Origin of the sequence: Streptomyces sp. ISL-10, assembly GCF_018614575.1 — a bacterium.
Taxonomy (GTDB): domain Bacteria; phylum Actinomycetota; class Actinomycetes; order Streptomycetales; family Streptomycetaceae; genus Streptomyces.
In genome coordinates this window covers 1-14150 of sequence record NZ_JAGGOJ010000030.1, presented here as the reverse complement: position 1 = coordinate 14150, position 14150 = coordinate 1, and the positions used below count along the sequence as shown (strand labels likewise).

Here is a 14150-nt window from a genome sequence, read left to right as displayed (position 1 = left end):
GTACCGGCCCCCATCCATGCGGCCGCGGGCGTCAGTTGTCGTACTCGTCCAGCGGCGGGCACGAGCAGACGAGGTTGCGGTCGCCGAAGGCGCCGTCGATACGGCGGACCGGCGGCCAGTACTTGTCCGCGGCGCTCACGCCCGCCGGGAAGACGGCCTCGTCACGGCTGTAGGCGTGACTCCACTCGCCGCCGAGCGCACCTGCGGTGTGCGGGGCATTGCGCAGCGGGTTGTCGTCCGCGGGCCACTCGCCCGACGCGACCTTCTCGATCTCGGCACGAATGGCGATCATCGTGTCGCAGAAACGGTCGAGTTCGGTCAGGTCTTCGCTCTCCGTCGGCTCGATCATCAGCGTCCCGGCCACCGGGAACGACATGGTGGGCGCGTGGAAGCCGTAGTCGATCAGACGCTTGGCGATGTCGTCGACGCTGACGCCGGTCGCCTTCGACAGCGGCCGCAGGTCGACGATGCACTCGTGTGCCACCAGCCCGGCGGGGCCGGTGTAGAGCACCGGGTAGTGCGGCTCCAGGCGCTTGGCGATGTAGTTCGCCGCGAGCACCGCCACCTGCGTCGCCCGCTTCAGTCCCTCGCCGCCCATCAGCCGGACGTACGCCCAGGAGATCGGCAGGATGCCGGCCGAGCCCCACGGCGCGGCCGAGATCGGGCCGACGCCCGTCTCCGGGCCCGCGGCCGGCTGCAGCGGGTGGTTGGGCAGGTACGGCGCGAGGTGGGCGCGCACACCGACCGGGCCGACGCCGGGACCCCCGCCGCCGTGCGGGATGCAGAAGGTCTTGTGCAGGTTCAGGTGCGACACGTCGCCGCCGAACCTGCCCGGCTTCGCAAGGCCGACCAGCGCGTTGAGGTTGGCGCCGTCCACGTAGACCTGGCCGCCCGCGTCGTGCACCTGGGCGCAGATGTCGGCGACGTGCTCCTCGAAGACGCCGTGCGTCGACGGGTAGGTGATCATCAGGACGGCGAGCTCGTCGCGGTACTGCTCGATCTTGGCGCGCAGGTCCTCGACGTCGATCTCGCCGTCGTCGGCGGTCTTCACGACGACGACCTTCATGCCGGCCATCACGGCGCTGGCGGCATTGGTGCCGTGCGCGGAGGACGGGATCAGGCACACGGTGCGCTGCTCGTCGCCGTTGGCGCGGTGGTAGGCGCGCACGGCCAGCAGACCGGCCAGCTCGCCCTGCGACCCGGCGTTGGGCTGGATCGAGACCTTGTCGTAGCCGGTGACCTCGGAGAGACGTTCCTCCAGCTCATGGATGAGGGTCAGATAGCCCTCGGCCTGCTCGACGGGCGCGAAGGGGTGCATCTGGCCGAACTCCGGCCAGGTGACCGGCTCCATCTCCGTCGTCGCGTTCAGCTTCATCGTGCAGGAGCCGAGCGGGATCATGCCGCGGTCCAGCGCGTAGTCACGGTCGGCGAGCTTGCGCAGGTAGCGCAGCATGGCCGTCTCGGAACGGTGCTGGTGGAAGACCGGGTGGGCGAGGTACTCGTCGGAGCGCAGCAGCGCGGTCGGCAGGGCGTCGGTGCTCGTCGCGTCCAGCGCCTCGACGTCGCCCTCGACACCGAACGCGGACCACACCGCCGCGAGCTGGTCCCGGCCGGTGGTCTCGTCGCAGGCGACGGAGACGTGGTCGGCGTCCACCAGGTGCAGGTTGACCCCGCCCTCGCGCGCGGCGGCCACGACATCGGCGGCCCTGCCCGGCACACGGAGCGTGAGCGTGTCGAAGAAAGTGCCGTGCACGACCTCCACGCCGCCGGCCCGCAGCCCGTCGGCGAGCACCGTCGCGTAGCGGTGGGTGCGCTCGGCGATGGCGCGCAGGCCGTCGGGGCCGTGGTAGACGGCGTACATGCCCGCCATGACGGCGAGCAGGACCTGCGCGGTGCAGATGTTGCTGGTGGCCTTCTCACGGCGGATGTGCTGCTCACGGGTCTGCAGCGCGAGCCGGTAGGCCTTGTTGCCGTCCGCGTCGACGGAGACGCCGACGAGGCGGCCGGGCAGGCTGCGGGCGAACTTGTCGCGCACGGCCATGTAACCGGCGTGCGGGCCGCCGAAGCCCATGGGCACACCGAAACGCTGGGTCGTCCCCACCGCGATGTCGGCACCCAGCTCACCGGGCGAGGTGAGCAGCGTCAGGGCCAGCAGGTCGGCGGCGACGGTGACGATCGCGCCGAGCTCGTGTGCCTGCTCGATGACCGGCTTCAGATCCCGTACGGCACCGGAGGCGCCCGGGTACTGGAGCAGCACGCCGAAGACACCGCGCTCGGCGATCTCGGCCGGGATGCCCATGCTGAGGTCGGCGGTGACGACCTCGACGCCGGTGGGCTCGGCGCGCGTTTCGATCACGGCGACTGTCTGCGGCAGGACGTCGGCGTCGATCAGGAAGACGCCGTCCTTGACCTTGCCGACGCGGCGGGCGAGCGACATGGCCTCGGCGGCCGCGGTGCCCTCGTCCAGCAGGGAGGCACCGGAGGTGGGCAGGCCCGTGAGGTCGGCGACGACGGTCTGGAAGTTCAGCAGGGCCTCGAGGCGTCCCTGGGAGATCTCGGGCTGGTACGGCGTGTACGCGGTGTACCAGGCCGGGTTCTCCATGACGTTGCGCAGGATGACCGGCGGCGTGAAGGTGCCGTAGTAGCCGAGGCCGATCATGGGCGCGAGCACCTGGTTGCGGTCGGCGAGCGAGCGCAGCTCGGCAAGGACGTCGGCCTCGGTGCGGGCGTCGGGCAGGTTCAGTGCCTCCGCGCTCTTGATCACATCCGGCACCGCGGCGGCGGTCAGCTCGTCGAGGGAGCCGTAGCCCACCTGCGCGAGCATCTTCGCCTGGGCAGCGGCGTCGGGGCCGATGTGGCGCCGCTCGAAGGGGGTGCCTCGCTCCAGCTGGGAGAGCGGAATGCGGTTGGCGGTCATGTGGGAGGCCTCCTGGTCTATGCGACCTGCGAGGGGCATCACGGCGCGGATGCCCGGACGGCCTCCCCCTCTGTCATCTCGAACCTGAGAGCTTCACCGGGGCGCCGTGGGACGACGCACCGGCTTTCACCGTCGGTGAGAGCGGATGCCGTCCGACGCCCGCCCTGCTTTCCAGAGTGACCTCGTCCGTGCGGTACAGGGGCCTGAGAGATTCCGGGGAGGATTTGCTCCTTCGGCGCCGCCGGTGGGATCACCGGTGGACTCTCCCGCACGGGGTCAACAGCCGATTGCCAGGGTACCAGCGCGTGCCTGCGACGATCCCTCGAGTGGCCGTCACCCGAGATGTGCACTTTTGTAGTGACTGTAGAGCAGTCGCGACCAGCTGGAGGGACCGTGCAGACCGATATCGATCCGCGCAGCCTGATAGGCCGCAAGGCGTTCGACCGCGACGGCCACAAGATCGGGACCGTCGACGAGGTGTACCTGGACGACGCGACGGGCGAGCCCGAATGGGCGGCCGTCCGCACGGGCCTGTTCAGCAGGGACGCGTTCGTCCCCCTGGAACCCAGCGAACTCGTCGACAACGCCCTCCACGTCCCCTACGAACGCGCCCTGATCAAGGATGCCCCGGACTTCGGCGTCGGCCGCCATCTCTCCCCCGAGCAGGAACTCCAGCTCTACCACCACTACGGCCTCGACATCGCCGCACCCCCGGCCCCGGCCCCCTCCTCCGGCGACCGCTCCTTCGGCCAGGTCGCGGGCCAGGAGGACTGACCCGGCGAGGCCGCCAGATCTCCGGGCAGCGGCTACCGGAACCCCGGTGGCCAGGACCAAAGGCACTCCCGGGCCCCGCACAAAATCCGGCGCTCCCGGCCTGCCGATCGGTGTCCCCGTACGCGCCTGCCGCCTCAGCCTCCCTCTGTCATCGGCGCTCCTGTCCCTCCCGTAGGGGAACGATTTCCTCGGCCGGCTCCGGCGGCCGACCGGCCTCGTCCCTGACCGCCTCCACCAGCTCCTGCGCAGGGCCGTCGGGCCCGACCAGCGGGTCCGCGGCGGAGCGGGCGTCCCGCGCAGGGTCCCCGGACCGCCGCGGCACCAGCGGCAGCGGGTCCGACGGCTCGAGGTCCGCGTCGTCGACGCGGAACGTGCGCACCCGGCCCGGCGCCGAACCCGGTTCCTCGAAGCGCACGGTCACGCGCCCCACACCGCTGCCCTGCACCCAGCCAGCCCCGTAGACGGCATGCCGGACGTCCTGCCCCGCCGACCAGCGCCGCTCGGCGGGCTCCGCCGGAGCAGGCTCCGCCGGCCCCGGCGGGCGCTCGGCGCCGTCCGGTTCACCGGCCGCCGGATCGGTCGCCGCCGCGGCCGACGCCGCCGCCTCCTCCTCCGCGGCAGCCTGCGCGAACAGATCCTCCTGTGTGTAGTCCGCGAGCCCCGTGACGCCGACTCCGAGGAGCCGTACGCCGCCCGTCGTGTCCACGGACTCCAGCAGCCGTCCGGCGGCCTCCCGCACCACCGCGAGGTCGTCGGTCGGCCCCCTGAGCGTCTCGGAGCGCGTCAGCGTCGAGAAGTCGAAGCGCCGGACCTTGAGGACGATCGTGCGGCCGGAGTGCCCGCTCGCCCGAAGTCGCTGCACACACCGCTCCGCGAGCCGCTCCACCTCGATCCGCACCCGCACCCGGTCGTGCAGATCCACGTCGAAGGTGTCCTCCACCGACACCGACTTCGCGTCCCGCTCCGCCACCACGGGCCGGTCGTCGTGCCCGAGCGCCATCCGGAACAGCGCGGCCCCGTGCGCCCTGCCCAGCAGCCGTACGAGTTCGTCCTCGCCCGCCTCCGCGAGGTCGGCGACGGTGGTCATCCCGGCGCGCCTGAGGTGCTCGCCGGTCGCCGGACCCACGCCGGGCAGCGTCCGCACGGACATCGGTCCGAGGAGCTCCCGCTCGGTGCCCGGCTCTATCAGGACCAGGCCGTCCGGCTTGGCCTGCTCGGAGGCGATCTTCGCCAGCATCTTGGAACCGGCGAGGCCGACGGACCCGGACAGACCGGTCACCGCCCGGATGTCGGCGCGCAGCCGCTCCCCCGTCGTACGCGCCGACAGTGCGTCGTCGGCCGCTCCGCCCGCCTCCAGGTCGACAAAGGCCTCGTCCAGGCTGAGCGGCTCCACCAGAGGCGACAGCCGGCCCAGCAGCTCCATGACCTGCTCGCTGACCGTGCGGTAGAGCGAGAACCGGGGCACCAGGTACGCGGCGTTCGGCGCCAGCCGCCTGGCCTGGGCCATGGGCATCGCCGAGTGGACGCCGAAGCGCCGCGCCTCGTACGACGCGGTGGCCACCACCCCGCGCGGCCCGAGCCCCCCGACCACCACGGCCTTGCCGCGCAACGAAGGCTTCGCCGCCTGCTCGGCTGCGGCGAAGAAGGCATCCATGTCCAGATGCAGGATCGTCGGGGCGGTTCTCACACCATCGATGCTGCCCTACGGCACTGACAAAGCCGCTGCACAGCGATGTGGAACGGCCTGCCGCACGTACATCGGACCGGACGCGGCGACCGCGACCCCCCGCGTCACACCGCCCGGTCGCGCCTGCGCCTGGCGAGCTCGTCCGCGGGGTTGTTGCCGACCAGGGTCTCGCCGGTGTCGATGCGCTCGCCGTGCAATTGCGACAGAGCCGCCTCCACGTCACGCCACACGACTCCCACGGCGATCCCGAAGACGCCCTGACCACCCTGGAGCAGGTCCACGACCTCGTCGGGCGAGGAGCACTCGTACACGGTCGCCCCGTCGCTCATCAGCGTCATTCGCTCGAGGTCGCGAAATCCCCGGGCCCGCAGGTGCTGGACGGCGGCCCGGATGTTCTGCAGCGCGACGCCGGTGTCCAGGAACCGTTTGACGATCTTGAGAACGACCACGTCCCGAAAGCTGTACAGCCGCTGCGTGCCCGATCCGTACGCCGGGCGCACGCTCGGTTCCACAAGGCCGGTACGTGCCCAGTAATCGAGCTGCCGATAGGTGATCCCCGCTGCCGCGCACGCGGTCGGCCCCCGGTATCCGATGGCGTCCGTGGTGGGATCGGCCGCGCTGTCCTGCAGCGGATACGGCCCGCCTTCCACCGGACTGATTCCGGGGCCGCCCCCAGCCGTACTGTCGCCGCTGCTTCTCACGCCGACCTCCGTCCTTGACCTGCCACCTCGAAGGTAGGGAGTCACCAGGGGTGCGTCAACGATCGCCACACTCGGCACGCCGAGTGATAATCACCCTGAGAGTGGTTTCTCGTGCCCCGATCCCGGGAAAGGCTACTCGAATGCGCCGACGCCGGACGGCCGGCCGCTGACCGGCCGCGAGGGCCTCACTGGTTGCTGGACCCGAAGTCCTCGGGCGAGATCTGGTCGAGGAACTCGCGGAACTTCTCCACCTCGTCCTCCTGCTCGTCCGGGATGGCGATCCCCGCGTCGTCGAGCACTCCGTCACTGCCGTAGATCGGCGTCCCGGTGCGCAGGGCCAGCGCTATGGCGTCGGACGGCCTGGCGCTCACCTCGACACCGCTGGCGAAGACCAGCTCGGCGTAGAACACACCCTCACGCAGGTCGGTGATACGGACCTCGGTGAGCTCCTGGCCCACCGCATCGAGGACGTCCTTGAAGAGGTCGTGCGTCAGCGGCCTCGCGGGAGCCATGCCCTGCTGCGCGAAGGCGATCGCAGTCGCCTCCCCGGGTCCGATCCAGATGGGGAGGTACCGATCGCCTCCCACTTCACGCAGGAGCACGATCGGTTGGTTCGAGGGCATTTCGACCCGGACACCCACAACGTCGAGCTCGTTCACACAGCAACCCTAGGACGTGCGGATGAGGTTTGGGTAGTCGGGCTGGTCCAAGATCAGTGCAGCCGGACCCCGAGGGCGCTCTGCACCAGGGCCGCGTGGAGCTTCACGGCCAGCGCCGCCAGCTCCCTCGTGGTGGCCTCCGCATGCGCCCTGGTCTGCGGATTACGATGCCGGCGCAGGGGCATCACGACCTGCTCGACCAGCCCGGCGTCCCGCTCGGCGGACGCCTTCATGGCCCGCAGATGACGTGGCTCGAGGCCGAATCTGCCCAGCTCGGCGACGAGCCGGGCCACCGTCACCGACTCGGCGTCGTAACCGCTGCTCCCGTCGGCCGCGAGCAGGCCGTACGACTCCCACTCGGCCAGCTCCTCCTCGCTCACCTCGGCGGCGGCCAGGAGCTCGGCGCGGCCGAGACGCCGGGCGGTGCGGCGCTCACTCTCGGCGCCGTCCACGCCGTCGAACAGCTCGCGCTGTGTGCCCTGGACGGGCAGCTGGACCTGCTCGCCGCGCTCGAGGGCCTCCAGCTGTTCACGGATGACCTTGAGGGGAAGGTAGTGATCGCGCTGCATCCGCAGGACGAGCGCCAGGCGCTCGACATCCTGGGCGCTGAACTTGCGGTACCCGGACGGGGACCGGCTCGGCTCGACGAGCCCCTCGGCCTCCAGGAAACGGATCTTGGAGATCGTCACCTCGGGGAACTCGTCACGCAGCCGGGAGAGCACCGTGCCGATGCTCATCGCCCGGTCACCCGTGCCGGCGGCGCCGTGTCCCGCACCGCCCGTCGGTGTACGCAGCATGTACCTTCCCTGTGGACGTCCCCCCGGACGGAGTCCGGGGGGAGGGTCAGGCGCCGCGCTGGCTCGCGTAGAACACCAGCCGGTACTTGCCGATCTGGACCTCGTCACCGTTCGAGAGGACCACGGAGTCGATCCGCTCGCGGTTGACGTACGTGCCGTTGAGGCTGCCGACATCGGAGACGCTGAAGCTGCCGTCGGGGGCCCGGCGGAACTCCACATGGCGACGTGAGACCGTCACGTCGTCCAGGAAGATGTCACTCTGCGGGTGCCGGCCCGCCGTGGTCAGCTCACCGTCCAGCAGGAACCGGCTGCCCGAGTTCGGGCCACGGCGCACCACCAGAAGGGCGGAGCCGAGCGGCAGGGCGTCGACAGCGGCCTGGGCCTCGGGCGACAGCGACGGCAGCGCGGTCTGACCGGTGACCTCGGAGTCGTACGCCTCGATCCCGGAGATCGAGATGGTCGAGGTCGTCTCGGAGGCACGCTCGGCCGGAGCGCCACCGCGAAGCGGCGCACCGCAGTTGGAGCAGAACCGACCGGCCTCGGTGTTCCGGTGGCCGCACCTCGTACAAACCGGCAAACCCGCCATGGACGGATCCTCCTGCCGCGGTTGTCCCGCGTGGGGATTGGTCGCATACGGGTCGGAGGCAAACCCTCCACCCGCACTTGAGGTTGATGGTTCCCCGAAACCTATGCGCCCGGCACCGGCAGGGTCAACAGACGACGCGCCCTGTCCGCCCGAATTGTCGCCACCGGCGACCTCGTCACGGAACAGCGGACGCTCGGCGCCCTGCTCCTCGCTCTGGCCGTGGCGCGGCGCGCGATGGCGGGCGTTGCCGTCCTCGCGTGCGCTCTTGCCGAACAACTTCCCAAACAACTTCACGGGCGATTCCCCTTGACCGAAATAGACCCGCCCGTGGGGCAGGACGAACCCTGAACCAACACACCTGCCGACCCGGACATCCGAACAACGTCCGTGACCACTCGACAGTTTCCACCACGCACCACCGATCCGGTGCGTCGCCCCCCTGCAATCCCCCGCCCTGGTCCGGCAGAACCCATGCTCCCCCGATTCACTGCGATGACGACCGAGCGTAGTCAGGCCGCTCCGCGGGTCGCAAGGCATCGACAATGATCTTCTCCGAACGGGCCACGACCGCCGTGGCCTGCTCCTTCTCCAGCGTCTGGACCACGCCACCAGGGATGTTCAGCGCCGGTTCCAGGTCCTGCGGTTTGCCGATGACCTTGAAGGTGTACGGGGCGCTGACGCGCTTGCCGTCGACCTCCATGTCACGGGCGGCACCGGAGAAGAACGTGTCCGCGACCACCCGGACGCCGTTGACCTGGATCGCCTCCGCACCGGCCGCCCGCAGCTCCTGGACCGCGTCGAGGAGCATGTCCGGCTCTACCGTGCCCGCCGGGTCCGAGATGGTGAGCGTGATGCCGGGGCCCTGCGCGGCGACCGTACCCGCGAGGATGCCGAGCTGCTGCTCCTTCTGGAGCGTCTGCTTACGGGCCTCCTCGGCCTGGTCGGAACTGTTCTCCAGCTCGGTGCGCTGGTCCTCCAGACGCTGCTTCTCGTCCTCCAGACGCTGCGAACGGTTGTCGAGCTCGTCCAGGATGCGCACCAGGTCCTCCTGGCGCGCCCCCCGCAGCGCACTGTCCTCGCTGGTGGAACGGACCTGGATGGCCAGGCCCAGCCCGAGTACGAACAGGAGCACGGCGACGATGAGTTGGGCCCGCGTCACGCGCGGCGGCCACACGGCCGCGCGCAGCCGCTGCCGTCCGCTCTGCGACGCGCTCTCCTCGGCCTCGGGCGCGGACTGCTGCGCCGGGGCGGGCGGGGCGAGCGGCGGCAGGGGCGCGCGCCTCGGCTCCGGCGAACGACCGTTGGGCTTCTCTTCGTTGTTCATGTTCGTCACGCCCGGAAGACATGCCGGCGGATCGCGGCGGCGTTGGAGAAGATCCGGATGCCCAGGACGACGACCACGCCCGTCGACAACTGGGCTCCGACGCCGAGCTTGTCGCCGAGGAACACGATCAGTGCGGCCACGACCACGTTCGACAGGAAGGAGACGACGAAGACCTTGTCGACGAAGATCCCGTCGAGCATGGCTCGCAGTCCGCCGAACACGGCGTCGAGGGCGGCGACCACCGCGATCGGAAGGTAGGGCTCGACCACCGCCGGCACCTCGGGCCGGATGAACAGTCCGACCACGACTCCCACGACGAGGCCCAGTACGGCGATCACGATGTGCCCTTCCCTGTGTCAGCCGTACCCGTCCCGCTGCCCTGCTCGGCACCGGGGGTCATCGGCTCTGCTGTACGTACGATCAAGCTCGGAGCCGCGGGCAACCGCACCGTCTGCTCGTCGGAAATGCTGAAGCGAATGCCGAAGTTCTCCTGCAGCGCGTGCAGATACTGCCCGTCGACGCTGTCCTGGAACGTGGTGCTCAGCTTGTTCGCTTCCCCCACCGCGAGCACCGTGTACGGCGGCACCAGCGGCCGGTTGTCGACCAGTATGGCGTCGCCCGCCGCGCGGATGGCCGACAGGGCCGTCAGCCGCTGCCCATTGATGGCCACGGCTTCCGCGCCGGACTCCCACAGCCCGTTGACGACACGCTGCATGTCACGGTCGCGGACGCGGCCCGTGTCCGAGAAACCGCTGCTCTCGCGGGGTCCGTCACCGCTCTGGTCGGTGCCTTTGGCGTCGTCGACGACGAGTTTCACGCCTGGCCCCTGCACCTCGGTGGCGCCGGCGAGCAGAGCGACCAGCCCGCCCTGGTCCCCGCCCTGCGTTCTCAGAGCCCTGCGCTGACGCTCCTGGACGTCCTCGCGGAGCGTGTCGACGCTCTGCTCCAATTCGTCCACGGAGTCGGTCTGCGCCTCGACGCGGTCGATCAGGTTCTCGCGCTCCTTGGCCAGCACCGGTGCCGATATCCGCGCCTCGGCCGCACCGACCGTGACCACGGCGGCGGCCAGCACCAGACCGGCCGCGAGGCCGAGCTTGGCGCGCAGCGTACGGGGCAGCCCCTCGGCCCGGCGCGAGGCCGCCTCCGCGTACCCGTCGTCGAGGCTGTGCTCCATCACGTTCGTCAGCAGCGACATCGACGCGTCGGGACGCGCGGGTGGAGATCCTGTGCTCCGAACGGGGGGCTGCTGCGACATGCCGCACATCGTCGCACGTCGCAGCCGCTACCGCCGAATGGCCCCACCGGTGTGCCGGGCGGTGCCGGGCAGCGGCGGCCGGCACACCGGTGTCCCTCTCATCGTCCGGCGCTGTCCACGACCGAGGCCCACTCGTCGAGCAGGGCCTGCGCGGAGGTGTCGTCAGGACCTTCCGCCCACAGATGCGTGACCGCCTCGGCCGGGTCGGGCAGCACCATCACCCAGCGTCCGTCGGCCTCCACAACGCGCACACCGTCCGTCGTATCGACATGTCGATCACCGGCGGCCTCGACGACCCGGCGCATCACCAGGCCCTTGACCGCCCAGGGCGTCGCCAGATCCCGCTTGAGCACATGTGCGCGCGGGATACGGGCGTCGATCTGGCTGAGCGTGAGCTGGGTACGGGCCACCAGGCCGACGAGCCGCACGAAAGCGGCCGTGCCGTCGAAGACACTGCTGAACTCGGGCACGATGAAGCCGCCGCGGCCGTCGCCGCCGAAGATGGTGGTGTCCTCCCTGCCCACACGGGTCAGGTCGTCCGGCGACGTCGTCGTCCACTCCACCTGGGTGCCGTGGTACGCGGCGACCTGCTCGGCGATCCGCGTGGTGGTCACGGGCAGGGCGACACGGCCGCTGCGCCGCTCGGCGGCCACCAGATCCAGCAGGACCAGCAGGGCCCGGTCGTCCTCGACGATGCGCCCGCGCTCGTCGACCAGGGACAGCCGCTCACCGACAGGGTCGAAGCGGACACCGAACGCGGCGCGCGCGGAGGCCACGATCTCACCGAGCCGCACAAGACCCGACCTGCGCGCGTCCGCGGACTCGGTCGGCCGGGACTCGTCCAGACCCGGGTTGATCGTCAGCGCGTCCACACCGAGGCGGCCGAGGAGGCTCGGCAGGACGAGCCCGGCGCTGCCGTTGGACGCGTCGATGACCACCTTGAGCCCGGACTCGGCGATCCCCGAGGTGTCGACGTTACGCAGCAGAGAGCCCGTGTACGAGTCGAACACACTGGACGGGAAGTGCAGGTCACCGATCTCCCCCGGGAAGGCCCGCCGATACTCCTGGCGCGCGTACACACGGTCCAGCTTCCGCTGGCCGCCCTGGGACAGGTCCGCGCCCCGTTCGTCGAAGAACATGATGTCGACGGAGTCGGGCACACCGGGAGACGTACGGATCATGATGCCGCCCGCACTGCCTCTGGCCGTCTGCTGCCGCGCCACGGGCAGCGGCACGTTCTCCAGGTCCCGCACGTCGATGGCGCTGGTCTGAAGCGCGGAGATGACGGCCCGCTTCAGGGCCCGGGCACCGCGGGAGTGGTCACGGGCCGTGGTGACGGTGGCGCCCTTCTTGAGGGTCGTGGCGTACGCACCCGCCAGGCGCACCGCGAGTTCGGGCGTGATCTCCACGTTCAGGATGCCGGAAACGCCTCGGGCACCGAAGAGATGGGCCTGACCACGGGACTCCCAGATGACCGAGGTGTTGACGAACGCGCCGGCCTCGATGGTCTTGAACGGATAGACCCGCACATTGCCCTGGACAATCGATTCCTCGCCCACCAGGCATTCGTCACCGATCACCGCGCCGTCCTCGATGCGCGCAGCGCGCATGATGTCGGTGTTCTTGCCGATGACGCAGCCCCGCAGATTGGCCTGCTGACCGATGTAGACGTTGTCGTGGACGACCGCCTTGTGGAGGAACGCCCCCGTCTTGACGACGACGTTGGAGCCGACCACCGTGTGCTCGCGCAGCTCGACGCCGGCTTCGACCTTGGCGTAGTCACCGACGTACAGGGGCCCGCGGAGCACCGCATCGGGATGCACCTCGGCACCCTCGGCGACCCACACGCCGGGGGAGATCTCGAAGCCGTCGAGCTCGACGTCGACCTTCCGCTCCAGCACGTCGGCCTGTGCCTTCACATAGCTCTCGTGTGTGCCGACGTCCTCCCAGTAGCCCTCGGCGACATAGCCGTAGATCGGCTTGCCTTCCTTCATGAGCTGCGGGAAGACATCTCCCGACCAGTCGACGGGGACGTCGGGCTGGACGTAGTCGAAGACCTCGGGCTCCATCACATAAATGCCCGTGTTGACGGTGTCCGAGAAGACCTGTCCCCAGGTCGGTTTCTCGAGGAAGCGCTCGACCTTCCCTTCCTCGTCGACGATCGTGATTCCGAATTCCAAAGGATTCGGCACCCGCGTCAGACACACGGTGACAAGGGCGCCCTTCTCCTTGTGGAAGGAGATCAAGTCCGTGAGGTCGAAGTCGGTGAGGGCGTCACCGGAAATGACGAGGAAGGCATCGTCCTTCAACGCCTCCTCTGCATTTTTCACACTCCCCGCGGTGCCGAGTGGCTTCTCCTCGTTGGCATAGGTGAGCTCCATTCCGAGCTCTTCGCCGTCACCGAAGTAGTTCCTGACTAGTGAGGCGAGAAACTGCACGGTAACGACGGTCTCGGTGAGCCCGTGCCGCTTGAGCAGCCGCAGCACATGCTCCATGATCGGCCGGTTGGCCACCGGCAGGAGCGGCTTGGGCATGCTCGAGGTCATGGGGCGAAGTCGAGTTCCTTCGCCGCCGGCCATCACGACGGCCTTCATGTCGGAAGCGTCCTCCTTGAAGAGATGACGGTCCAGCCGACTTCACCCGCACGAACAGACCCTCGGGTGGCATCCACGGCCGGCGACACTGCCGGTCACCGCGTCAACGGGGTCAATCGGCCTCTGCGTCCGCCTTGACGAGTCGGCGGACCTGAACCACATAGAGGATCCCTGCCCACCAATAGAGAGTTGTACCCCATCCGGCGAACGCCCATCCGAAAATCGCAGCAAGCGACGCCAGCCATCCCGTTCCGTCACTCAGGAGCAGCAAGGGGAAGGCATACATGAGGTTGAAGGTGGCCGCCTTGCCCAGGAAGTTCACCTGGGGTGGCGGATAACCGTGCCTGCGCAGGATGTACACCATCACGAGGAGCATCAGTTCCCGAGCGAGAAGTGCAGCGGTCAACCAGAGGGGCAGAATCTCGCGCCAGGTCAGTCCCACGAGAGTGGAGAGGATGTAGAGCCGGTCGGCGGCCGGGTCGAGGATACGGCCCAGGCTGCTGATCTGGTTCCACCGGCGGGCGAGCTTCCCGTCGAGATAGTCGCTGACCCCGCTCAGCATCAGAACGAGCAATGCCCAGCCGTCGCTCTTGGGCCCGCCGAACTCGGGTCGAAGAATCAGCCACAGGAAGAGCGGCACACCCGCCAGACGCGCCATGCTGAGGATGTTGGGGATGGTGAGTACCCGGTCGGTCTGGACGCGGGTCTCCTGGACCTCCACCCGGGGGCCTCCTGTGGGAACGTGCCGATGATGCTCCCCGACCTTACCCGCAGCAGCTCCCGCACTGAGCACAGGGGTCGGCCGAAGCCGATGCCGGCCGGCCGGCGGTGAATCCGACCCCGAAACGCAGAAAAG

General features: G+C 69.7%; 12 protein-coding genes and 1 riboswitch. Of the genes, 1 reads left to right on the top strand and 11 read right to left on the bottom strand.

Annotated elements, in window-relative coordinates; all coding sequences use genetic code 11:
- Window positions 1–31: 31 nt before the first annotated feature.
- Window positions 32–2917: an aminomethyl-transferring glycine dehydrogenase gene (gene gcvP, locus J7E88_RS28750; RefSeq protein ID WP_215186210.1), complete on the bottom strand. Its 2886-nt coding sequence runs from the start codon at window positions 2915–2917 to the stop codon at window positions 32–34.
- A gap of 181 nt (window positions 2918–3098) precedes the next feature.
- Window positions 3099–3196, bottom strand: a riboswitch (glycine riboswitch).
- 114 nt (window positions 3197–3310) lie between these two features.
- Between gcvP and J7E88_RS28745 the strand changes: the two genes are divergently transcribed.
- Complete coding sequence (locus J7E88_RS28745) at window positions 3311–3691, top strand: PRC-barrel domain-containing protein (protein WP_215186208.1); 381 nt, start codon at window positions 3311–3313, stop codon at window positions 3689–3691.
- Between the two features lie 148 nt (window positions 3692–3839).
- On the opposite strand, the gene J7E88_RS28740 is transcribed toward J7E88_RS28745, so the two are convergent.
- The 10 genes from J7E88_RS28740 to J7E88_RS28695 all read right to left on the bottom strand — a co-directional run bounded on the left by J7E88_RS28740 (window position 3840) and on the right by J7E88_RS28695 (window position 14015).
- Window positions 3840–5378, bottom strand: a complete 1539-nt coding sequence (locus J7E88_RS28740) for a DNA polymerase IV (protein WP_215186206.1) — start codon at window positions 5376–5378, stop codon at window positions 3840–3842.
- 104 nt (window positions 5379–5482) lie between these two features.
- Window positions 5483–6079, bottom strand: a complete 597-nt coding sequence (locus J7E88_RS28735; RefSeq protein WP_374196333.1) for a MerR family transcriptional regulator — start codon at window positions 6077–6079, stop codon at window positions 5483–5485.
- Between the two features lie 185 nt (window positions 6080–6264).
- Entirely contained in the window at window positions 6265–6738 is a 474-nt protein-coding gene (locus J7E88_RS28730; RefSeq protein WP_215186202.1) for a bifunctional nuclease family protein, read from the bottom strand.
- 53 nt (window positions 6739–6791) lie between these two features.
- On the bottom strand, window positions 6792–7535 hold the full coding sequence (locus J7E88_RS28725) for a MerR family transcriptional regulator (RefSeq protein WP_215186200.1): 744 nt from the start codon (window positions 7533–7535) through the stop codon (window positions 6792–6794).
- 46 nt (window positions 7536–7581) lie between these two features.
- The gene (locus J7E88_RS28720; protein WP_215186239.1) at window positions 7582–8544 is read right to left on the bottom strand and encodes an FHA domain-containing protein; all 963 of its coding nucleotides are present in this window, start codon (window positions 8542–8544) and stop codon (window positions 7582–7584) included.
- A 61-nt stretch (window positions 8545–8605) separates the two neighbouring features.
- Complete coding sequence (locus J7E88_RS28715; protein WP_215186237.1) at window positions 8606–9445, bottom strand: DUF881 domain-containing protein; 840 nt, start codon at window positions 9443–9445, stop codon at window positions 8606–8608.
- A gap of 5 nt (window positions 9446–9450) precedes the next feature.
- The gene (locus J7E88_RS28710; RefSeq protein ID WP_064068997.1) at window positions 9451–9783 is read right to left on the bottom strand and encodes a small basic family protein; all 333 of its coding nucleotides are present in this window, start codon (window positions 9781–9783) and stop codon (window positions 9451–9453) included.
- Window positions 9780–10700: a DUF881 domain-containing protein gene (locus J7E88_RS28705; RefSeq protein ID WP_215186198.1), complete on the bottom strand. Its 921-nt coding sequence runs from the start codon at window positions 10698–10700 to the stop codon at window positions 9780–9782. Before J7E88_RS28705 ends, J7E88_RS28710 begins: the two co-directional genes overlap by 4 nt.
- Window positions 10701–10798: 98 nt before the next feature.
- Window positions 10799–13294 carry a mannose-1-phosphate guanyltransferase gene (locus J7E88_RS28700; protein WP_215186196.1) on the bottom strand — a complete coding sequence of 832 codons (2496 nt, stop codon included), beginning with the start codon at window positions 13292–13294 and terminating at the stop codon, window positions 10799–10801.
- 112 nt (window positions 13295–13406) lie between these two features.
- On the bottom strand, window positions 13407–14015 hold the full coding sequence (locus tag J7E88_RS28695) for a CDP-alcohol phosphatidyltransferase family protein (protein ID WP_215186194.1): 609 nt from the start codon (window positions 14013–14015) through the stop codon (window positions 13407–13409).
- Window positions 14016–14150: the final 135 nt, after the last annotated feature.